29 protein-coding genes and 1 pseudogene are annotated in these 21,734 nt (G+C 35.4%); 28 read left to right on the top strand and 2 right to left on the bottom strand.

The window, feature by feature from the left end; genetic code table 11:
• The 17 genes from SPD89_RS17790 to SPD89_RS17870 form a co-directional block, all read left to right on the top strand.
• On the top strand, nucleotides 1–493 hold a 493-nt coding region (locus SPD89_RS17790; RefSeq protein ID WP_336263294.1), incomplete at its 5' end, for a CDP-alcohol phosphatidyltransferase family protein.
• On the top strand, nucleotides 494–1,441 hold the full coding sequence (locus SPD89_RS17795) for a phosphatidate cytidylyltransferase (RefSeq protein WP_336263295.1): 948 nt from the start codon (nucleotides 494–496) through the stop codon (nucleotides 1,439–1,441).
• 15 nt (nucleotides 1,442–1,456) lie between these two features.
• Complete coding sequence (locus tag SPD89_RS17800) at nucleotides 1,457–1,732, top strand: lysophospholipid acyltransferase family protein (protein WP_336263296.1); 276 nt, start codon at nucleotides 1,457–1,459, stop codon at nucleotides 1,730–1,732.
• Nucleotides 1,698–2,093, top strand: a complete 396-nt coding sequence (locus SPD89_RS17805) for a lysophospholipid acyltransferase family protein (RefSeq protein ID WP_336263297.1) — start codon at nucleotides 1,698–1,700, stop codon at nucleotides 2,091–2,093. The genes SPD89_RS17800 and SPD89_RS17805 overlap by 35 nt, the downstream gene beginning before the upstream one ends.
• The gene (locus SPD89_RS17810) at nucleotides 2,081–2,653 is read left to right on the top strand and encodes a hypothetical protein (RefSeq protein WP_336263298.1); all 573 of its coding nucleotides are present in this window, start codon (nucleotides 2,081–2,083) and stop codon (nucleotides 2,651–2,653) included. Before SPD89_RS17805 ends, SPD89_RS17810 begins: the two co-directional genes overlap by 13 nt.
• A gap of 116 nt (nucleotides 2,654–2,769) precedes the next feature.
• Nucleotides 2,770–2,994 carry a hypothetical protein gene (locus SPD89_RS17815; RefSeq protein WP_336263299.1) on the top strand — a complete coding sequence of 75 codons (225 nt, stop codon included), beginning with the start codon at nucleotides 2,770–2,772 and terminating at the stop codon, nucleotides 2,992–2,994.
• A gap of 137 nt (nucleotides 2,995–3,131) precedes the next feature.
• Entirely contained in the window at nucleotides 3,132–3,260 is a 129-nt protein-coding gene (locus SPD89_RS17820; protein ID WP_336263300.1) for a hypothetical protein, read from the top strand.
• A gap of 577 nt (nucleotides 3,261–3,837) precedes the next feature.
• A complete protein-coding gene (locus SPD89_RS17825) occupies nucleotides 3,838–4,209 on the top strand; it encodes a hypothetical protein (protein ID WP_336263301.1) in 372 nt (123 codons plus the stop codon).
• 14 nt (nucleotides 4,210–4,223) lie between these two features.
• Nucleotides 4,224–4,523, top strand: coding sequence for a WXG100 family type VII secretion target (locus SPD89_RS17830; protein ID WP_336263302.1), 300 nt, complete (start codon nucleotides 4,224–4,226; stop codon nucleotides 4,521–4,523).
• Nucleotides 4,520–5,230, top strand: a complete 711-nt coding sequence (locus SPD89_RS17835) for a DUF5081 family protein (protein ID WP_336263303.1) — start codon at nucleotides 4,520–4,522, stop codon at nucleotides 5,228–5,230. The genes SPD89_RS17830 and SPD89_RS17835 overlap by 4 nt, the downstream gene beginning before the upstream one ends.
• Nucleotides 5,223–5,558, top strand: a complete 336-nt coding sequence (locus SPD89_RS17840) for a hypothetical protein (protein WP_336263304.1) — start codon at nucleotides 5,223–5,225, stop codon at nucleotides 5,556–5,558. The genes SPD89_RS17835 and SPD89_RS17840 overlap by 8 nt, the downstream gene beginning before the upstream one ends.
• 4 nt (nucleotides 5,559–5,562) lie before the next feature.
• Nucleotides 5,563–5,895 (top strand): hypothetical protein, encoded by a 333-nt coding sequence (locus SPD89_RS17845; protein ID WP_336263305.1) that lies wholly within the window; start codon nucleotides 5,563–5,565, stop codon nucleotides 5,893–5,895.
• A 38-nt stretch (nucleotides 5,896–5,933) separates the two neighbouring features.
• Nucleotides 5,934–7,010 carry a hypothetical protein gene (locus tag SPD89_RS17850; RefSeq protein ID WP_336263306.1) on the top strand — a complete coding sequence of 359 codons (1,077 nt, stop codon included), beginning with the start codon at nucleotides 5,934–5,936 and terminating at the stop codon, nucleotides 7,008–7,010.
• Nucleotides 7,011–7,100: 90 nt separating this feature from the next.
• On the top strand, nucleotides 7,101–7,238 hold the full coding sequence (locus tag SPD89_RS17855) for an HNH endonuclease (RefSeq protein WP_336263307.1): 138 nt from the start codon (nucleotides 7,101–7,103) through the stop codon (nucleotides 7,236–7,238).
• Between the two features lie 14 nt (nucleotides 7,239–7,252).
• Nucleotides 7,253–7,702, top strand: a complete 450-nt coding sequence (locus tag SPD89_RS17860; RefSeq protein ID WP_336263308.1) for an SMI1/KNR4 family protein — start codon at nucleotides 7,253–7,255, stop codon at nucleotides 7,700–7,702.
• Between the two features lie 536 nt (nucleotides 7,703–8,238).
• Nucleotides 8,239–8,625 carry an immunity 22 family protein gene (locus SPD89_RS17865; protein WP_336263309.1) on the top strand — a complete coding sequence of 129 codons (387 nt, stop codon included), beginning with the start codon at nucleotides 8,239–8,241 and terminating at the stop codon, nucleotides 8,623–8,625.
• 116 nt (nucleotides 8,626–8,741) lie between these two features.
• Nucleotides 8,742–9,089: a hypothetical protein gene (locus SPD89_RS17870; protein WP_336263310.1), complete on the top strand. Its 348-nt coding sequence runs from the start codon at nucleotides 8,742–8,744 to the stop codon at nucleotides 9,087–9,089.
• Between the two features lie 42 nt (nucleotides 9,090–9,131).
• On the opposite strand, the gene SPD89_RS17875 is transcribed toward SPD89_RS17870, so the two are convergent.
• Nucleotides 9,132–9,548: an IS110 family transposase gene (locus SPD89_RS17875; RefSeq protein ID WP_336263311.1), complete on the bottom strand. Its 417-nt coding sequence runs from the start codon at nucleotides 9,546–9,548 to the stop codon at nucleotides 9,132–9,134.
• Nucleotides 9,549–10,234: 686 nt separating this feature from the next.
• Here SPD89_RS17875 and SPD89_RS17880 point away from each other — a divergent pair.
• The 10 genes and pseudogenes from SPD89_RS17880 (at nucleotide 10,235) to SPD89_RS17930 (ending at nucleotide 18,967) form a co-directional block, all read left to right on the top strand.
• On the top strand, nucleotides 10,235–10,639 hold the full coding sequence (locus tag SPD89_RS17880) for a hypothetical protein (protein ID WP_336263312.1): 405 nt from the start codon (nucleotides 10,235–10,237) through the stop codon (nucleotides 10,637–10,639).
• Between the two features lie 1,043 nt (nucleotides 10,640–11,682).
• Nucleotides 11,683–12,483 (top strand): DNA/RNA non-specific endonuclease, encoded by an 801-nt coding sequence (locus SPD89_RS17890; protein WP_336263313.1) that lies wholly within the window; start codon nucleotides 11,683–11,685, stop codon nucleotides 12,481–12,483.
• A gap of 5 nt (nucleotides 12,484–12,488) precedes the next feature.
• Nucleotides 12,489–12,974 (top strand): immunity protein YezG family protein, encoded by a 486-nt coding sequence (locus SPD89_RS17895; RefSeq protein ID WP_336263314.1) that lies wholly within the window; start codon nucleotides 12,489–12,491, stop codon nucleotides 12,972–12,974.
• Nucleotides 12,975–13,469: 495 nt separating this feature from the next.
• Nucleotides 13,470–13,845: pseudogene (locus SPD89_RS17900) on the top strand (SMI1/KNR4 family protein).
• 311 nt (nucleotides 13,846–14,156) lie between these two features.
• Nucleotides 14,157–14,396 carry a hypothetical protein gene (locus tag SPD89_RS17905; protein WP_336263315.1) on the top strand — a complete coding sequence of 80 codons (240 nt, stop codon included), beginning with the start codon at nucleotides 14,157–14,159 and terminating at the stop codon, nucleotides 14,394–14,396.
• Between the two features lie 60 nt (nucleotides 14,397–14,456).
• The gene (locus tag SPD89_RS17910) at nucleotides 14,457–14,957 is read left to right on the top strand and encodes a hypothetical protein (RefSeq protein WP_336263316.1); all 501 of its coding nucleotides are present in this window, start codon (nucleotides 14,457–14,459) and stop codon (nucleotides 14,955–14,957) included.
• A gap of 12 nt (nucleotides 14,958–14,969) precedes the next feature.
• Nucleotides 14,970–15,449, top strand: a complete 480-nt coding sequence (locus tag SPD89_RS17915; protein ID WP_336263317.1) for an Imm6 family immunity protein — start codon at nucleotides 14,970–14,972, stop codon at nucleotides 15,447–15,449.
• Nucleotides 15,450–15,953: 504 nt separating this feature from the next.
• A complete protein-coding gene (locus tag SPD89_RS17920; protein ID WP_336263318.1) occupies nucleotides 15,954–16,850 on the top strand; it encodes a hypothetical protein in 897 nt (298 codons plus the stop codon).
• An 18-nt stretch (nucleotides 16,851–16,868) separates the two neighbouring features.
• Complete coding sequence (locus SPD89_RS17925; protein ID WP_336263319.1) at nucleotides 16,869–17,378, top strand: ankyrin repeat domain-containing protein; 510 nt, start codon at nucleotides 16,869–16,871, stop codon at nucleotides 17,376–17,378.
• Between the two features lie 962 nt (nucleotides 17,379–18,340).
• On the top strand, nucleotides 18,341–18,967 hold the full coding sequence (locus tag SPD89_RS17930) for a fumarylacetoacetate hydrolase family protein (protein WP_336263320.1): 627 nt from the start codon (nucleotides 18,341–18,343) through the stop codon (nucleotides 18,965–18,967).
• Nucleotides 18,968–19,094: 127 nt separating this feature from the next.
• Here the strand turns inward: SPD89_RS17930 and SPD89_RS17935 are convergent, their stop codons facing one another.
• Nucleotides 19,095–20,030 (bottom strand): bile acid:sodium symporter family protein, encoded by a 936-nt coding sequence (locus SPD89_RS17935; protein ID WP_336263321.1) that lies wholly within the window; start codon nucleotides 20,028–20,030, stop codon nucleotides 19,095–19,097.
• A gap of 685 nt (nucleotides 20,031–20,715) precedes the next feature.
• Between SPD89_RS17935 and SPD89_RS17940 the strand changes: the two genes are divergently transcribed.
• A complete protein-coding gene (locus SPD89_RS17940; RefSeq protein ID WP_336263322.1) occupies nucleotides 20,716–21,111 on the top strand; it encodes a methyl-accepting chemotaxis protein in 396 nt (131 codons plus the stop codon).
• The last annotated feature ends 623 nt before the right edge of the window (nucleotides 21,112–21,734 follow it).

The raw sequence follows: 21,734 nt of genomic DNA on the forward strand, positions 1-21,734 counted from the left end.
TCTATCGGTTGTTACAGGGGGATCAATATTATTTTTATATGAAAATACATATCTACTATTACTTATTCCAGTAGTGATGTTTGTGCGAATGGCGCTAAATGCAATTGACGGCATGTTGGCAAAGGAACACAACATGAAAACTAGACTAGGAAATATATTAAATGAATTGGGAGATGTTGTTTCCGATGCTTGTTTATTTCTTCCTTTTGCATGTATTCCAGGGTTTTCTGTCATCCTCATAGTCTTGGTCGTTATCGTATCAATGATAAGTGAGATGGCTGGAGTGATGGGGATTGTCATAGGAGCAAGTCGACGTTATGACGGACCTATGGGAAAAAGTGATCGGGCATTTTTGTTTGGGCTGCTAGCTATTTTTGCTGCGTTTGACTTGTTACTAGGTTTATGGATTTCACTCATTCTTACAGTAATGATTTTTCTTATGATAGTGAATATTTTTATTCGGACTCATAGGGCATTAAAGGAGGTCAATTAATTGCCATTTGATGCAATTTCTAAAGAAGTTGGCGTTGTATTACTTGGTATTTTAGGTTTATTGGTTTTTTCTAGTATCATTGCATTTATTTTAACCAGAATGAACCGAGATAAGGATTTTACAGAAGTGAATGCAAGAATTAAATCTTGGTGGGTCATGGCAGTCGTCTTTACGTTGGCAATTCTTATTAATCATAATGTTTCTTTACTATTTTTAGCCTTTTTATGTTTTCTTGCATTTAAAGAATATCTTTCGCTTATCCCCACAAATCGGGCACACCGTAAAATATTGTTCTGGGCATATCTAGCTATACCGATTCAATTTTACTGGATTTATATTGGCTGGTACGGGATGTTCATTATTTTCATTCCAGTATATATGTTTTTATTTTTACCAATACAGATGATCTTGATCGGGGAGAATAAAGGGTTTTTACGGACGATGGGTTCAGTCCATTGGGGATTGATGATTATGGTTTTTGGACTTAGTCATCTTGCTTATTTGCTCGTGCTTCCCGGGACGTCAGGTACAAACGCGGCTGCCGGGGCTGGGCTCGTACTTTATATTGTTATCTTAACTCAGTGCAATGATGTGGCCCAATTTATTTGGGGGAAAATGTTAGGAAAACATAAAGTTATCCCAAAGGTGAGCCCAAATAAAACGTGGGAAGGGTTAATTGGCGGAATTATCACGTCAGTGGGGCTCGCGCTATTGCTTGCTCCGCTCCTGACTCCGCTAACGTTCCCTGCGACATTGTTTACCGGATGTTTAATTGGCTTAACTGGATTTATCGGGGATGTGAATATCTCTTCTTTGAAAAGAGATTTGGGAATTAAAGATACAGGACAAACCATACCAGGTCATGGCGGTATTTTGGATCGGGTGGATAGTTTAACATATACGGCGCCGTTATTTTTTCATTTCATTCGTTATTTTTATTTTACATAAAGGAGCTACAAATTTATGATTGTTAGGTGGTTGTTTTTTACACTTATTATTCGGCCATTTATCACAATTGTTCTCGGTTTAAATGTGCGTCGATTAGAAAATTTGCCTACAAAAGGACCTGCTGTAATTGTGGCAAATCATAATAGTCATTTAGATACACTCGTTTTAATGACGCTTTTTAAAGGGCGGAAAATTCATCAAGTTCGTCCGATTGCTGCAGCTGATTACTTTTTGAAAAATAAATTAATCTCATGGTTTGCGCTTTCATATTATTCATATTATCCCACTTGATCGGAAGCCGAAACGTCGTGAAGGTCTTTTTAAGGGAGTCTATGAAGCGCTGGATCAAAATCATATTGTTATCTTGTTTCCAGAAGGGTCACGCGGAGAACCAGAACAGGTTGCAAGGTTAAAATCTGGTATATTTTATTTGCTAAAAGAACGTCCCGATGTACCAATTTATCCAGTGTTTATGCATGGATTGGGTAAATCATTGCCAAAAGGAGAGAGAGTTTTCGTTCCGTTTTTTTGCGATGTTTTTATAGGGGAACCATTTACATGGATAGACAGTAAACGAGAATTTATGAAAAAGCTGGAGGAAAAGATGAATGGGCTTGCTGCAGAAGGGAGTTTTCCGAAATGGGATTACTGATGATGGGGATGATTTTGGCATTTTTGTGGGGATTCGCGGAAGCAACCTTTTTCTTTATTATTCCAGATGTCATTATCACCTTACTCGCTCTTCACGGATTTCAATCTGGGTTAGATGCTAGTTTGTTAGCTTTGGCGGGGGCTTTACTAGGTGGAAGTGGAATGTATTGGTGGGGAAGATTTCATGAAAAAAAAGCATATCGTTTTGTGTTAGGAGTGCCTGCAATTGGGGAAAAAATGATGCAACAAGTTCAAATAGGCCTGAAAACAAACGGATTATTTGCAATGGTGCTCGGTCCACTTAGAGGAATTCCATATAAATCCTATGCTGTCCTTGCACCAAGGGTTGGAATTGGATTTATTTCTTTTTTGGTTGCTAGTATTCCAGCTCGTTTTATACGTTTCATATTGACTGCTTTGCTAGCATGGGCATTAGCAGAAAAAGTATTTCCTAGCTTTCCAATGAGCGTTAAATATGTAGTCTGGTCAATTGTCTGGGTCATTGTATACATAATATATTTTCGTCTGCATCCATGGAGTGGTGATAAAAAGGAAAAGTAAGTAAGATAGACTGGTCACGTTAAATGAATATGATTAAATCACCAAGTGATATGAATACTATTTAAGGCTAGTGATCATTATAGTATTTGGCCTCATCTTTTTACTAGGATTGATTTTTGTATACAGCGATCCCTAACGGAGTAAGAATGGGCGGTAGTACAGTAGAACACACACATACTGTGGAAATAATTGTTAAGTCGAAGATTGAAGATGTAAAGGGGATTGGGAAGGGTAATACTGTAAATTATCAAATTGATGATATAATTGTGAATGGGAATGTCGATGTAACTAAATTGATTAAGATTAATAAAATGCTATTCAGAATAATATATTTAGTGTAGATGAGCTTGCTGAAATTAGTAAAAAATGTCCGAATTAGGTATTTCTAAAGAATATTATGAAGCATTAATTAAAATAGATTTTGGTAAGTATCTTAGGGACTAATAGGTGATCACCTAATGCTTATCTTACAAGTGGAATGTATCGAATATTTCTAGACGGTTGTTTATTTTTAGAAGAGCTATCTGATTTAGGTAGACTCAAATCTATTGAAAAACGAGTCGGTCAAGGAGTATATCAAATTGTTGATCCGTATTTACTGGAATAATTTGAGGGTTTTTGGGGGACGCCTAGAGTGCAGCAATTAAATTCTTGAAAAATATAAAAGGAGAGCATTGTTAGAACCACCATCATTTAATAAATCATCTGAAAAGGCCTGTGGATAAGGTGGAGTTATTCACAGTTCGAAATGCAGGATTAATAAACACGTAAGAGTGAAGCTCCCCGAAATTAGACCAACAATCTAATCTCGGGGGTGTTTTTATAAATAATAGAAGTCTTTCCATGATAATTAAACTATTTCCCAATTTTAGTTCCGAATAATCCGCCGTCCTAAACAAGATTCTTTCCTCGTCATGCTCCTTTTTAAATTAAAAATAAAATCTTTCTTGATGAATTGAGTGTGTGCTTGATCATAAGCCTTATTTCCTAAACTCCTATTTTATCCTATTTTAAATTGGTAAAAAACTCCTACAAACGATGTGGGTTGGAAGAAAGTATGGCAATTAAATACTGCATAGTCATCCTCATGAAAAACTTAAAATTAATGGTAATATAAAAAGGATATTTAGCGGTAAAATGCTCGTACTCTCTACGTTTATTTGAAGGAAAAGAGGGATGGTTAATTGATTGAATTTCTCCAACAGTTATTTAGAAGAAAAACGGAAGCGGAAAGAAAAAGAGATGAATACTATAAGTTGTATACTCGACTTGGAAATATATTGGAGGAACATGATCGAAAGGTAGAAGAGTTCACGAGTGCATACAACAGTTACCGGAACTCAGATCCTTATCTTTCACCATCGAAAATCCCATCCAACGACTTTGTTGAAAAACTCAAACAATTAAATGAACGATTAGATGCTCAATTTGAGAACGAGAAAGGGAAACGATTGAATTTGGTCATTGCGGTAAATCGTGCATATGGTCGGTATGAGTATTATCGGAGTTTAGCTATTACAGAAGCCGAAAATTATGAGAGAGCAAAGAATAAATAAAGGAGTCAATAATAATGGACGACGTGGTCATTGATCAATCCAAATTAGAAGAGGCCAAACAACTTGCAAGCAAAGTGGAAAACAGTGTGAAACGAACCCATATGTATTGTGAAACATTAGTTTCTACCGTTGCTTCCTCGACTTGGAAAGGGAAAAGCAAAGACGCATTTTTGTCGTATATCGAAATTATCGAACAATATCATGCCGAGTTATACGACGCAGTAAAGTTACAATCAACCGCCATAAAAAACTTAGAAAATTATATTGCAGAGTTTCCACAAGATAATCGGGTGAAAAGGATGAAAAGTATATGAGCAAACGAGAGTCGGATTTGTTTCATATAACAGAATTATATTTACTTGCAGCTGCCTTTGAATCAGAGATGCTATTTGGGTTACCCGATAAGAAAACATTGCATTTATTAGACGGTGAAGTGGATAAGGTGGCACATCAAGCATTAGTAAAAAAAGAAATTTTAACGGAAGAAGGCAAAATCACAAAAGGTGGAGCATACGTGATTCGGGCGTTAGAGTTTTATTATTTAAGTAATAAATATGTAAGAATTAATAATTTAATGTTCGGTTTTCGTGAAGTTGGTGAAGATGAAGTCATTATGTTGGTCGAAGTAGAGGACGGAAAGTACTATCGGCTGCATGTGATCTCAAAAGCACTTGTCTTAAAACTATTGATTGATCGTTTTCCATTTATTTTACGCGAGCCAGAAAAAGAAGAGAAGGATTTTTTGAAGAAAGAATTGTCTACACAACTTAGAGATGAACTCGGAGACCTGGAAATTGGAAAAGAATTTATGAATCTTGAATTCTTTCATATAGGAGAAAATCCCCAGGAAGAGGATAATCCGGAGTTTTACCAGCAGTGGTTCGCACTTCCTCATGATAAGAAGTTAATTATGATTGACCCGATGAAAGACAAATATTATCACGCCAGTCAGTATTGGTTTTTAAAATTGCTGTTTGACGAAATGGATTTTCCATATAAGGAGGCAACGTCGAATGTCTAAACCTGTATTAATGGATGGAGGCGGCGTGCGTGCAGAAATTAATATTGATGTCGATGAAATCACGTTGATCTATCAGCAAATAGAATCTATTTTGAATGAGTTTGAGAGTACAATTATTCCGAACGTTGAAAAGTTAAAAACAAATGATTTCTATTCTTCAGGAAAAGCAAAGCAAGCGATGGATGCATTCCCTGAAGCAAACGAAAAAATAACTGAAATTTATAACCATTATGCAAGAGCTTCCTTATTAGTAATTGACACATTAACTAGCATGATGGAGGCAGACCGCACGATTGCTCTTGAAATTATCGAGAAGCTGGAGCTGTGATACAATGGATGTAAAGTATATACCTTCAGATTGGGAGAAAACAAAGCAAGGATTAAGTGAATTTGTCGGTGGAGGTCATTGGACACTTAGCCCATTCACTACGGCAAATGAAATTTGTAATAACCTTGATCAAGTTGAATCGCTTATTAGAAAGTATGACAGTGATGGATTTGTTTCCTTTAGTTATGATAATCAGAAAAATAAGTATTATGAGCTGAATGAAGAGTTCCATGCCCTTCACCAATTTGTCAGTGAAGTCGGAACAATTGTCGATGATGTGATCGATGAACGATTTTACAAAGATATGGATAAATTTGTGGAAGCGATTCGTGTTTAAAGATTGAGGAGTATAAAACGACAAATCGAATTGGTGCCATGCAGAAAATTAATACAGACTTTGCACCGAGCGGTGAAATTCCGAAGGCAGAAATTACGCTGGATGATCTTTTTGGTGGAGAAAATTTTTATGCGGATCAGATTAAGATCGAATATGACCAAATAAAAGAAATGCATCCCGACCAGGAGTTCTCCTTAGAAGAATATAGGCAAGTAGCTTTGAATACTCATGCATTCGAGTATACCTCGATAAAAGATCAACAATACAATAAAGAGTTTTGGGTTAGCATCGCCGCCTTAGTAGTGATCGTCGGTGCAGCACTTATTTTTCCACCGGCAGGTATTGCACTCGGAGCTATTTATGGTACATTAGAATTATCGACAGCCGTCACAGGAAAAGACTGGGTTTCCGACCGGGAAGTTGGCACAGGAGAACGATGGTTTAGGGGCTTACTGGCACCACTCGATCTCATCCCGGCTGTAGGTTCCGTGAAAAAGTTTGCTATCTTAGGCAGAGCTGGGAAATTAAAGCAAGCTGCTACGATAAGTTTGAAAACGTCGCCGGCAGTAACACTGAAGGAGACGGTGAAAGGATCGATTTACACTGCACGTTTGGAAGGCCTAAACCGAATGAACCAGGTAAAAGACTTCGCCAAAGGCCGAGCAGTAGCGGTAGGGAGGAAACTAGAAAAAGATATCATAGATACCGCTAAAGGAATTGATAAAGGAGTTACCGCCTTTAATCGATTCAGAGAATCCGCATTTCCTAAACATCAGCTTGCAACCCCTGACGGAGCAATAGTTTCGGGAAGCAAAGTAGAAAACACTCATGCTGTAGAGAATTTCTTCAGAGCAAAGATTGAAGATGTGAGGGGGATTGGGAAGGGTAATAAGGGTACGGGGAAAAGTAATTTAGAAGTCCAATTTACAAAAGAACAACTTGCCACTAAACCATCCTATTCTCCTGCACCGAATAAATGGACAAAGAAAGGTGGTACAGTGAAAATTGATAAAGATGGTACTTGGTTATATACAAATAAGAAGGGGCAGACTGTAAGGTATCCTGATGGTTATCCAGACTTCATTGAATATACACATCCACTGTTAAGCCGGTAGAAATTGAAATTGCAAGTCCAACCAATCGTCCATTGGATTATAAAAACGCAAATAAAAAGGCGGGATTGAACAAAGATTCTGACCCACCAGTTGCTTCTTTATAATGAAGCTCCTGAAGGTTACACTTGGCATCATTATCAAGATGGAAAAACAATGATTCTTGTTGATAAAAAAGTACATAGAGAATTTACTCATGCAGGTGGAGTAAGTATCGTTAATGGAAATTAGTTAGGAGGATATATATGGTAAAAATTTATGGTTCACATGAAAATCTTTCATTAGAACAAATAGAAATATTTGAAAATGAAAATAATATTAAACTAACTGAACAATATATTAATTTTTTACTAAAATGGAATGGGGGAAAAGTGGTACCTAATTTATTTATGATATCTAATGAGCAAGGACCTAGTGTTTTGAATGTTTTTTATGGTATTGGCAATATGTATGATAATTTGACGGATTATATTGAAATAATGGATGAGAGATTACCAGAAGGATTTATTCCAATAGGAGATGACCCTTCAGGAAATGTTATATGTTTAGGGACAAAGAAACCTTTTTACGACAAGATTTATTTTTGGGATCATGAACAAGAACCGGAAAACCCTGATGATATGAGTAACATGTATTTTTTAGCAAACGGTATTGATGAATTCTTAGATAATTTATATAAGGACACTGAAGAATAAAAAGATTGATTAACAAGAAAAACATTATACAACTAATTATAAAGCACTTGATTGTTTAATAAGCAACAAGTGCTTTCTTGGTGAGAAATATTATGCTTTTAGCAAAACATAAAAAATGATTGTGAAATTCAAGACTCAGTACGATCATGGCATTCTGTTTTAATACTTGCTTTGCGAGAAAAGTACGAAAAATAGGCGAGACGCCATTTTATGTGACAAGGATAATTATGATATGACAGCTTACAAACTAACGTGATTGACAAAGCTCGGGGCGATAAACAATTGCTAACCTAAAGCGGTGTTGTTTTATTGCATAAGAAAGCGCTCGAACTTTGGTTGCCGGCATTTTTATTCAATAAGTGTTCCTGGCAAAGAGTCTAGCTGAAAGTCTAGTAAGCTCATTAACTCTTTTAATTTTATTGAATTCATTACCCAAGCTATGATACCGCTCCTGATTATGATAGTTTTTGTTAAAGAACTAAAAGAATGGGCAAGCAACATATGGATTACAAAAAGGCTTAAGGAGGTAATAAGTTATGAAAAATGATGTTTCTTTGTGGTTAGGAAATTTCAGCAACTTTGATGAGTTAGAAAAGTACACTGAAGTGAAATATGAGGTAGAGGGAGATAGTATTCCTTCAACTTTTGAAAGAGACTTTAAATTAGGCTACTATGATAGAGATTTAATAGAGAAGGATTGGCTAACAGATTCTGAAGATCAAATAAAAGAGCTTTTAATGGATTTTTCATATGATGATCAGCTGATACAGCAGTTTATGGATGTTAAATTAAGTTCTAAGTATAATACCATTCTTCTGATTTACAACTACAATTATGTTAAAGATGGTAGAGCTATAAATTCAGTAAGCAATAATGAATACATACTTAATTTTATAGGTATAGCCGAATATGTAGATAATTAAAGGAATCCGTATTTCCCAAACATCAGCTTGCAACCCTTGACGGAGCAATAGTTTCGGGAAGCAAAGTAGAAAACACTCATGCGACAGAAAACTTCTTCAGAGCAAAGATTGAAGATGTGAAGGCGGGTAAGGTTCCGGATAATAATTTCCAATCAAATAGCGGGAGTTTTATTGACTCAAAAATAGACTTAAAATTAGAGTCTAATTACGTAAATTATCTGGCACGAAAAGCAAAAGAAGATAAACCTCCAAAGGATAGGTTAGAATGGAAAGAAGCAAGAGATTACTGGCTAAACGATTCTCCTATGGCAAGGGGAAATAAGTTTAACAAGACCGTGAGAAAGAGGCGGATATACAATTACCATGAGATTCACTTAGAAAATGGGAAAAGATTAGATTCATATGATCCTATTGCTAAGGAAATCATTTCAAGGAAAGCAACAGATTTAGATATGATTGACTAAGAAAGGCGTTATAACGGCACTAATGAACGATATGGCATGAAGCTATGAATAATTCAGGTTTTCTTCCTTGATTACAGTTTTACTATAACGCCCAAAACGAAGAAAATCAGCGATACGAAAAGCATCGATACGATCTGTCTTGTTTTCATCAAATAAGCCTTTAAACCGGTGTATGGCTTTCGGATTTTGAACCACTACTTCTACACCAATCCGATGTAAGTCCTTATCATTACTGAGCATATGGGCTGGATGAAAACTATAAACCGATGTGGATTCCATACCCATAACGATTTGTTCATAATGAAATTGTTGATTATAAGTTAAAATGGCGTCTTTAATTTGTCCAGCACCATGGATATCATTTGGTAATGTGTTTTCTTTCAAGCGGTTATCCTCGCTATCAAGGAAACATACATCAAGTTTTTTCGAGCTAACGTCAATACCTACGAATAATTTCACGGAAAGGATCTCCTTTCAGTTGATTTTGGAATATATAAGCTTGGATACTGCGGGATATCCCTAGAAACAATTGTATGACAACAGCCTCGCTTATGAGTATTCCATGGCATGACCCTGAAAGCTGCCAAACACCTACTAACATTGGTTCAGGGACGTGCCGATACAGCTTGTGTGGTTTGCAGTACAACAATTGTCTGGGTCACAGTCTTAAATCGTAGTTGAACTACAGGAGGAAAAAGCATATTCCCAGTTGGATCCATTCCAATTTTATTATCTAAGGACATCACGCAATATCCAAGCAAGAAATCTTGTAATGGTGGAGGTAAATATTGCCCACCACTTAGATGTAGCTCATGTGAATTTATCCGCCACCATTGACTTTGCTTTTGTCCGTGTTGTGATTTGAACTCAGGCTCGGTCAAAATAAAGCCTAGAGGCTCACCTGCAATCAATGGTAACATGGACAAATCGATTCTAAGTATTCGCTGGCCGGGGCCCCGTACCCCAATCCACCGCCTACTAAGAATCGGGCGCTACAGTAAATGGTAAGCAGCAAGCTGTGGCTCAGAGCGTTATAGTGATTCGTTGGAGATCCTGTTCAAATTAATCGAGATATCCAACAAAGTTATTCAATTATCAAGGAACAATTTTTGATTATAAACTTATTATACGAGGAGGACTAATTAGTGATAATTTATAATGGACCTGTTGGAGAACCGATTGAAAATCCAAGTCAGGAATTTATAAGAGATTTAATATTTAAAAAGAATGAGATTTATTGGAAACAAGGTAGTGGGGATTCATGTTTTGAAGTTGAGGGGTTGGATGAACGATTAATATTATTTTATGATAAACCATATGGTTTTTTTATAATGCAACATCCAGATTACTTAGTAACTTTTAACAAAAATGTTGAAATAGAAACAGTTGAGCATTTAGTAGGAGGAGAACCAGTGAAGGTACCTACTTGTGCTTATCTGGATCGTGAAATGGCATATCGCATAATAAATGAGTTTATCACAACTAAATCAATACCAAAATTTATAGAATGGGTTGATTTATATGATATAGATTTTGAACATGGATTTTAAGTTTGTAACGGCACTTGATTGTCAATTAGGCAACAAGTGCTTTTTCGTTAGAAGACAATACTTTGGAGAACATAAGAAATGATTGGATGAAATTCAAAACTCATGAAGGTTGTACCGTCAAGGAGTATCGTTTTGATACTTGGCGGAACTGAATAAGAAAGAGAACTGGGCGAGATGACATTTTATATGACAGGGGTAGTTATGATATGGAATGGCTGACAAACTAACGAGATTGACAAAGCTCGTGGCATAAACAATAGATAATGTGAAAGAGCGTTCTTTTACCGTCTTTGGCTCATTAATTTTTTGGGTTGTATTTTTGGACTAGAGACGATCGTATAATACTCGCTATTCGTTAAAAAGCGTTACATAAATTTTAATACTCTTTTCGTAACGGTGGGAAAAAAACTGAACGTTGCTGGGTATATAAAAGTCTTAACTCAAGGTCAAGCAAGAGATGGATATAGTTTAAAATATCAAGAAGAGATTAAGCGTACTATAAGGAACAAGGCTAGAACTTAATACATTTTTTTAGAGACGTAGGAATCAGTGGTGCCAAACTGAATGAAGAAGCATTAGAAATAGACAGGGTTGACTTACAAGAAATGTTGGCTCACCTTACGTCTGTCCAAACTGATTATGTAGGGGTGCCTAATACAGGTCGGATATTGTGAAGGTGCTGATTCAACGGGAATTGAAGAAAAACGGTTGTGATATTAAAAGCATTGAACAGCCATTTTATAGTATCCACAAGAAAGACCCAAATGATTTTTGGTGAATGGATTAATGGAATTATTAGCCCCATATCAACGACTTGATATTGTCCTCTAACGAAATGGAGAAATTAAAAGGCGAAAGAATGCGGTTATGCAGGAGGATGGGCAACATTTAGCTATGGAGCTATTTATGGTACATTAGAATTATCGACAGCCGTCACAGGAAAAGACTGGGTTTCCGACCGAGAAGTTGGCACAGGAGAACGATGGTTTAGGGGCTTACTGGCACCACTCGATCTCATCCCGGCTGTCAGGATGAAAGAGACAGTGAAAGGATCCGTCATGGCAGCAAGGATTCAAGGCTTAAAAAGACTTGAGCAAACCAAGCAAATTGTAGCCATCAAATTAAAGAAAGATTGGGACGACGCGAAGCCACTAGTCAAAGAGGCTTCTGATGCAGTAAATGAAAAAGCTAGTGTACTAGGAAAATACCACTTTGGTTCTCAAGAAAATGTGGCTCTAAAAGGAGCAGGGTATGTCAAATTTGAAAATAGCGGGAACATACATAGAGGTACGGCAGAGGATTTAGGAAAGGCCGCCAAAACTTCCGTTGGTAAAACACCTTCCATTCAAAAAGTAGAGTATGGGGAACATATAAAGAAAGGTCTTTTTGGCCGAAAAGAATTAAAGCCAAATATTCAATATGTGACTGAAGACGGATATCGATATACTACCGATGAGTTTGGCAGGATTGTCAACGTAGAAGCTGATAATCTTGTTTTAAAAGAAGGAAAAAGAAATGAGGCAATGCAACGAATAGCAGGTCGTCAAGATAGATTGCCTGACGACGATGGCGGTCACTTAATAGCAACTCAATTTAATGGGCCTGGGGATATTGATAACTTGGTAGCACAAAATAAGCAGATTAATCGTGCTGGCGGGGAATGGTATAACATGGAACAGGAATGGGCTAATGCACTGAAAGAAGTGCCACCCAGGAAAGTCTCAGTTAATATCGAACCAATTTATTCTAATAAATCTATGAGGCCAGATTCTTTTTTAATTGAATATGAGATAGAAAGACAATTCCCTGTTATTCGAGAAATTGCAAATAAACGAGGAGGTTAACATTTATGAGTTTTGAGAGAAAATTAAATGAACTATATAATCAAATCGCTCAGAAAATTAATGATATGATACCAACTGATTGGGAGCATTTTGCTTTTAAGGGAGAAGTTAAGGATAAAGAAGGTGGAGTCTTCTTCTTTTTTAAATCAATAGATAAGGAAGAATACATTTATTCCCATTACATTCCGAAATTATATAATATAAATAAGAGAACCTATAATCGGGAGTTGCATGAATTGTTTAATTTAACTGTTCACCTACAAGAAGTATTTTTGGAAAATCACCAAGAACCATGGTTCTCAGTGATATTATTAGTTACCAATACTGGTAAATTGAATGTGCATTATGAGTATACTAACTGGCATCAAAGCGAATTTGGACCAACAGATAGAATTAAATACTTTCAATATAAATACCTAAATATGAACCAAGATCAGTTAGATTTAGAGCTAATGGAAAGAATGAAGAAATTTGAAGAAGAAAATAAATAAACGAATAGACAAACTTTAGTCTCTATTTCTGCTTGTCTTAAAACACTTTAAAAACTTTTATGGAACTCCCTTATTAACTGAACTTAGTTTTTTGGTAGCTTTAATAATAATTATTGGAGATACTGCTGGTATTTTCTTTGAGAAAGGCTATGATATTTTTAAAAATGGTATATATAAAGAATAAGAGTTGTTAAAACCACAAATGGCTTAAGTTATCAAAGTAAGATTTTTAGATTTTAATAGTCATTCTCTATTGGTTACCTATAAAGAAGGACTGGCAGTCATCACTATTTTAAAGGCTTTAATTGTCTGGAAAAGTATACAATAAATACGTAAAAACACTTCCAAAACAAGTAATGAAAGTTTGGAAAGAATATTGATTTGGAAGTGTTTTAAAGTTATTTAAAAATTGTTAATAACCAGTTACTAAAAAAAAGAAGGAAAGTTGGAGAAATATTAGGAGTGAAATTCCCCTTAGACTATATAGAAGTTGCTATGAATACTAATGGTGCACATGTTAGCCCAGCGTTATTTTATGTTGAAGGTAAAGCAAAGGTGTTTGGAACATTATTAACATATAACAATGAAGATGATGAGCATATTCTAGAAGTGATGAATGATTAAGGATACACTTCCAACAAAGATAATTCCTTTTGCTTTTGATCCTGCAGGTAATTTAATATGTTTTGATTACAAAGATCATGAAGAAGATCCAATTGTAGTTTTTTGGGAACATGAAAATGCTGCAGAAAAGGAAATGCTGATAAGAGAAGAAGGATTAACAGAAGAACAGGCTGAGGAACGTGCAAGAGAAAATGTATTTTACGTTGCAGGATCATTTACTGAATTCTTAAATAAATTGCATGATTAAAATTCCGCTTATAATGACAAAGGCTAGACATCACTAAAAAGATAGAGAAGATACTCCATGAGCGCGATACGATCATGGAGTTTTTTATATCCTACAAATAAAAAAATTGTAAATTAGCTGGGATGATATAATGTTTAAGAACCTGGGTGGAGGGGCTTATTTACATTGTTGATCCCTTCCTAACCGTGGACTCCGTAAAGAAGTTTGCCGTTTTGTGCAGAGCCGGGAAATTGAAGCAAGCTGCCATAATAAGGCTTAAGGAGACGGTGTAAGGATCGATTCATACTGCACGTTTGGAAGGCCTAAACCGAATGAATCAGTTAAAAGACTTTGCCAAAGGCCGTGCAATCGCAGTTGGGAAGAAAATAGAAAGAGATATAATTGATGCGGCAAAAGGAATCGATAAAGGAGTTATCGCCGCTAAACAATTAAAGGAATCCGCATTTCCCAAACATCAGCTTGCAACCCCTGACCGAGCAATAGTTTCGGGAAGCAAAGAGAAAACACTCATGCTGCCGAGAATTTATTCAGAGCAAAGATTGAAGATGTGAAGGGTAGTAAGGGTCCGGGTAAAGATTTAAGTAAAATAGAACTTGGAAACGCAGAATTAGATGTTTTACGTCAAAAAACTAAATGTACCTGGGACTCATACTATAGCTGTGGGAAAAACGGACATACCAGGACTAGAAGGAAAAATTTTTGAAGGGAGTTCAATAAAAGTTCGTAAAGAAGCTGGATTGCCTGATTTAGATGATATAATGCCTAATAGAGAAATAAGAGCTCCATATGATGGAACTAATCCACGACATATACAATTTATAAAGCACGCTGAAGAAGGAGTTATTAATGAATTTGATATGACAATCAAAAAATTAGGGGTTAATCAAAATGAGCTGGAAGGAACTCTTGTAATACATCAGTCAAACCCAAGAGGTGTATGCTCAATATGCATGCAAGGTATGACAAATTCGAATAAAGAATCTGGGATATTTATGCAATTAACTAAAAAGTATCTTAATTTAACAATTATAGTTACAACTGAAGTCAAAGAAGGTATAAAGGTTTCTGGAAAGGAAAGTTTTATTTTAAGAAATGGAAAATTAGTTGAGTAAATGAGGGATATTATGTTAGATACAATTGAGAAATTAGAATCAGATAGACAAGTTGCATTTTTATTAGGATTAAGTGAAACAGTTGTTGATTTGTTGATTTCTTCTCCAGCGTATAAAGATATAAATAGCGCTATGAAAGCTTGCTGGGAATGGCTAGAAAATAAGCGGTATTCTGGAGATGAAATCTATTACCTATTAGATGATGGCACAGAATTTACGGGGCTATTTATGCAAATGCAAGATGAGAAAGAACCATTTAAAGAATTAGTTTGGGGTTGCATTGTAGATGCAATATCTTTTACTACTTGGAGAGCTTATCAGTTTGAAAAGGAGGAATATTTACCTGCACCAATAGAAAATGTAGACGAAAGTATATTACAGCAGTTTCTAGATGGCTTTTATGGGACAAAACAGATAAATAAGGTATTGGTTAAGGAGTTCATAAATTATTTAAAGGATAGTAAAACTTCGCTAAAAAAGATGATATTATGAATTTTTTAAAAGGAGTTCAATAGAATTTAAAGCACTTGATTGTCTACTATAGGCAACAAGGGCTTTTTGTTTTTTTGTGAGAGATTTATCTATTGAACAACTAAAATAGATTGTATGAGCGTACCTTCAAGGTATTCTGTTTTAGTACTGTGTTTGTGAAAATAATAAGATAAATAGGTGAGACTACATTTTACATGGCAGTGATAGTTATGACATGGAACGGCTTACAAACTAACAAGATTGACAAAGCTCGTGGCGATAAACAATGGGTAACGTAAAGAGGTGATTGTAGGAGCCGCGCTAATTTTTCCTTCTGCAAGTATTGCACTCGGAGCTGTTTATGGTACATTTGAATTATCAACGGTCGTAACGGGAAAAAACTGAGTTTCTGATTGGGAAGTTGGCGCAGGAGAACGATGGTCCAGAGGTTTGCCGGCACCACTTGATCTTATCCCAGCTGTAGGATCTGTTAAGAAATTTTCCTTTATAGGCGGAGCTGGAAAATTGAAGCAAGCTGCCACGAAAAGTTTGAAACCATCCCCGGCAGTCAGGTTGAAAGAGATAGTGAAAGGGTCGATTTATACCGCGCGCCTAGAAGACCTAAACCGAATGAATCAGTTAAAAGACTTCGCCAAAGGCCGAGCAATCACAGTTGGGAAGAAAATAGAAAAAGATATCATAGATACCGCTAAAGGAATTGATAAAGGAGTTACCGCCTTTAATCGATTCAGAGAATCCGCATTTCCTAAACATCAGCTTGCAACCCCTGACGGAGCAATAGTTTCTGGAAGCAAAGTAGAAAACACTCATGCTGTAGAGAATTTCTTCAGAGCAAAGATTGAAGATGTGAAAGGGATTGGGAAGGGTAATAAGGGGACGGGTAATACTGTAAGTGATTATTTTGATGATATAATTGTGAACGGTAAAGTAAATGCCGATAAGATGAATAAGCTTAAAAATGCTATACAGAATAATACTTTTAGTGTAGATGAGCTGTCTGTGATTAGAAAAAAGATGTCTGATTTAGGCATAACCAAAGAATATGATGAAGTATTAATTAAAATGGATTTTGGTAAGTGTCTTAAAGGACTAATAGGTGATCCACCTACTGCTATGATAGATCCACATGCACATCATATTTTATTTAAAAGGGGTCTTGGTCAGAAGCAACAAGAACTTATTCGAGAAGGTCAAGAAATATTAAGAAAGTATGGGATAGAACCGATAATTGGTAAAGAAAATTTAGCTTGGGCACCAAATAGAGTTGCAGGCCAGCACGGTATAGAACGTCTTCAACATATTGTAGATAAGTTAAAAGAAGTAGATAGTTTTGGTGGAACTCGCGAGAAAATGATTGATATGCTCAAGTTATTAGGTGAAGAAGCACCATCGATGAAATAAAAAAACCAGGAGGTTTTTATGGATAATAAGGAAAAGGCAATAAAAATATATGATTTAATTAAGAATGGTGATATAGAACAAGCGAAAGAGATAATTATGAATTACAAGGGTTTGCTTAATTTTGTAACACCATTTGGCACGTGGCTACATGTAGCGGCTAGAGCTGGTAAGTTGGATATGATAAAATTTCTAGTTGAATCTGGTATAGATATCAACATCAATGAGGGTGTACCAAAGTCAGCGCCTATTGCACATGCAGCTAGTGAAGGTGAACTTAGTATTGTAGAGTATTTATTTGATAATGGTGCAATATTAGATGTTAGTGATCCAAATAGAAATCCTCTATTTTCAGCGATTTACGGAGGGCATCTTGATATTGTAAAGTATCTTGTTCAAAATGGTATTGATATTACCGTTAAGTATACAGGGAATACAATGAAAGATATGGATGCCTATGAATTTGCTCTTGAAAGAGGTCATATAGAAATTGCTGATTATTTAAAACAGAAGATGGATAAAGTAGAATAAAAAAATTTGCAGGGTATTAGTCTAATAATTACAACTCCTTCTTTTAAAGATGGATTTGTAACGGATTACTTAATATAGCTAACCATAAAGCACTTGATTGCCTATTAGGTAACAAGTGTTTTTGTTTTTTTATAAGATATTTATGATTGGATAACATGTTATCTAGATAAGAAAGAACAGGAAAACAAATTATTATATAGTAGCGATAGATATTTTTTCTATTTTGTCAAACTATCTTGAAAATCTTGATTGCCCAAAAGACAACAGGTGCTTTAAATTTTGAAATAATTCATTTAATTATGTATTTATCGAAGCGATTCGAGATTTAACGATCGAAGAGTATAAAACGACGAATCGAATAGGTGCTACACAGAAAATTAATACAGATTATGCACCGAGTGATGAAGCTCCAAAAGTAGAGATCACGCTGTAACGAATATTTCCAGACGTTTGTTTATTTTTAGAAGAGCTATCTGATTTTGGTAGACTCAAATCTATTGAAAAACGAGTCGGTCAAGGAGTATATCAAATTGTTGATCCGTATTTACTGGAAAAATTTGAGGGTTTTTGGGGGACGCCTAGAGTGCAGCAATTAAATTCTTGAAAAATCTAATAGGAGAGCATTGTTAGAACCACCATCATTTAATAAATAATAAAGAAACAAAACAACTTTAAAAAAAGTTCTCTTTTAATTTGTTCATTGGAAAAGGGGTTTTTTAATCGGAGAAACGATTTTCGATCTATAATCTAATAGCATAGAGCAAGTAAACCCCAAATGGTGTTTACTGTTAGCTGTCAGTGTATTAAACTAAAGTTAATGAAAGTTAGTTCTGTATGAACACATCGTTTTTAACGGTACGTCTATAAAAGAAAATCTATGTTAAGAGTCTGATAAACCGTAATTATGTCAATTTCTGCTATTAAATAGTATATAAGTAAGGATTATTGGAGGAGGAGAATGCATGAATACGATTAGAAACATTTACTGTGTGGGTAGAAATTATGTAGAACATGTGAAGGAATTACAAAATAAAATACCGGATAAACCAGTAATTTTCAGTAAAACAACTCATTCATTAGTAAAAGCTGATGGCGCTTTAATTGAGTTACCAAATAACAAAGGAGAAGTGCACTATGAAGTGGAGTTAGTTGTTAAAATGAGCGATGACTATGCACCGGAAAAAGCAGTGGATCAACTTATTGATGAAATGGCGATTGGCTTGGATTTAACGCTCAGAGATGTTCAGCAAGAGTTAAAGGAGCAAGGGTATCCGTGGCTTTTGTCAAAAGGATTCCGAAATTCAGCGATTATTAGTGAGTTTATCGACTTTCCGGGACTGGATGAATGTAAAAAACAAAATTTTTCATTGAGAATAAATGATGAAATAGTTCAAGAAGGTAATATTACACAAATGATGTTTGATATGGAAAGTTTACTACGTTTTATAGGAGATAATTTAGGGTTGGGAAAAGGAGACATTATTTTTACTGGCACCCCATCTGGTGTTGGTCCGCTTAACAATAGGGATCATCTATCACTAAGATGGAGCCAGCAAGAACTTGGTAGTTGTACAATAGGATTAGAATGAGATATAAAAGTGTGCAGGAGCAGATAAGCTCCTGCTACGTTCACCAACTTTACTACTTCACTATAAAAAAACTAATTAAAGTTATATGACCCCACACCTAGTAATTGATGTGGGGGAATTTGCCTGCTTACTGTCCTTTACTACTTCTTTTTCCCCACCAAGTTGCGAGTAGTGGTCCTGAAATATTGTGCCAAACACTGAAAAGAGCACTAGGCACGGCAGCAACCGGGGCAAAATGAGCCAGTGCTAAGGCGGATCCAAGCCCTGAATTTTGCATTCCTACTTCAATTGAGATAGCCTTTTGATCTTGAAAATCCAGTTTTAAAATTTTTGCTAGTAAATAGCCAAGTAGAAGTCCGAGTACATTATGTAAAATAACGACTGAAAAGATTAGTAATCCTGTTGTTGCAATCGATTCTTTATTCACTGCAACCACAGCGGAAGCTACTAGAACGATCCCTACTACAGATAAGAGTGGCAATACTTTCATACTTTTGTCCACTTGTTTTTGGAATAATAATCGAATCACTACACCTAGTACAATTGGAATCAATACGATTTGGACAATGGATAGAAACATATCACCTGCTGAGACTGGTAACCATTTACTTGCAAATAATAACGTTAAGCTAGGAGTCATAATAGGTGCTAAAATAGTTGAAACAGCGGTAACTGTAACAGATAAAGCCGTATTTCCCTTTGCTAAAAATGTCATTACATTCGAAGCTGTTCCACCAGGACAACATCCAACTAAAATTACACCTACTGCTACTTCTGGGGGTAATTGAAATAAATTAGCTAAGGCAAAAGCAAGTAAAGGCATAATAGTATATTGTGCAAGAACTCCAATAAAAACACTTTTTGGTGCTTTCACAATCCCTTTAAAATCATCGACCGATAAAGTTAGTCCCATGCCAAACATAATAATTCCGAGTAATAGAGAAATATGGGGGGCAATCCAAGTAAAACCACTTGGAATAAAAAATGCCATAATTGCAAAAATAATAACCCAGATTGCAAACGTATTCCCTGCAAATTTACTTATATTTTCCAGTAACTTCATATACATAATCCTCCCTCTTTAAAGTTAGTTTTTTTAATTGAATCCATGTCTCATAGAAATCTGCTTAATCATATAAATATGTTTGTATTTGATATAGTATACTTTCAATCTATTAATAATTCCAGGATATATGGAGTTTGTTCTTGATTAAAACTAATAGTGATATGTTTATATATCTTGGGAAAATATTAATTTCATGGAATTTAGAACTAGGCTTTTAAAAAAATATGCGTTTGGCAAATAAAATAAGAAGCCGCATCCTTTATTGTCAGATTATACAGCTTGTTTCGGTTAATATAGCAAATTTTATCTTATATGATCAAGACTTAATTTGTATTAGCTTTTCTATTTGTTCAACATCCACAATAAACGAGCCACAATTATCATTACTGCTACATCTCGGTGTAAAACGACTATGAATTAAGTTTTCTCAGTAATTGATGAAACAAAAGGTATATTATATTTATCCTAATTTACTTTCATAAATTTCATTTCATTTGATATCTTTTTAGTTATTTATGTCTATGAAATTATACTTAGAAGACAAAGCAAACTGTTTGAAAGGGTCTGCAAAGCTAAAACAATATGTAGTTTTAATAACTTGTATGTACGTTATGATCGCCTAGCTACTAAATTTAGCTAATTTCTACTCGTTTTTAATTAAGAACATGGAGCAGGTTTTGCAGTGGTTGCTGATGAGGTTAGAAAACTTGCAGAACAAGTTTCAGATTCGGTTACAGATATTACAACGATCGCATCGAATATTCAAACGGAATCAAGTTCTGTAACGAACACATTGCAAGATGGATACAAAGAAGTTGAACAAGGGAGAAATGAAATTGAAATAACGAGTAAAAAGTTTGATGGAATAAATAAAGCCGTTACAGTTATGGTCACTAACGTTCCATCTATATCTTCAAATTTAACTAGTATTGTAGCTAATAGCCAACTAATGAATAGCACAATAGAAGATATTGCGGCAATTTCAGAGGAATCAGCTGCCGGGTGGAGCAAACATCTACATCTACACAGCAGACAAGCGCTGCAATGGAAGAAGTATCTGAAAGCTCAAATGAACTAGCTAATTTGGCTACAGAATGAAATGATTTAATTCGTCATTTTAAACTATAGCGGATTTCAATAAAAAAGTTTCCTATCCTCAAGGAGTGGGAAGGGATTAGCCCAATGAATAGGTGATGAAAAGCAAGCGTGTTTAAAGCTTTAAATGATAAAAAACCGGGAACTTTTGCTGTAAATGAACATTTAAATTCGATTGAAGTTAAGATAATATATTGAGTTTAAATGATTGAACACTAGCGGATTTAACCGAAGGATTGAAGTATCTAGAGGATCTAGAAGAAATCATCATCCTATATATAGGGCAGTTCCCCCTAAAAAAGGCTTTTTAATCAGGCATTTTGTTTACTCGGCATGTGTTTTTCCTCATATATTAATATCGAGATTTGACTGAGTTAATAATATATATGGGGAGGGAACGTAAGTGAGTTGTGGATGTGAATCAACTTCGAGAAAACGTAATCGAGTTAGAAGAAAACATGACAAGTTTATATGCGGATGCCCAAAACAGGATGCTGAAAGAGATGTAAGAGATGAAAGCTATCGTCATTGTGGATGTCTTAAATGCAGACGTAGAAGAAATAGAGAAGTTTATTAATAAATGTGCGGGGACCCACAATAAACAAG

The organism is Pseudogracilibacillus sp. SO30301A, assembly GCF_037072025.1.
In the GTDB taxonomy this organism is placed as follows: Bacteria; Bacillota; Bacilli; order Bacillales; family Amphibacillaceae; genus Pseudogracilibacillus.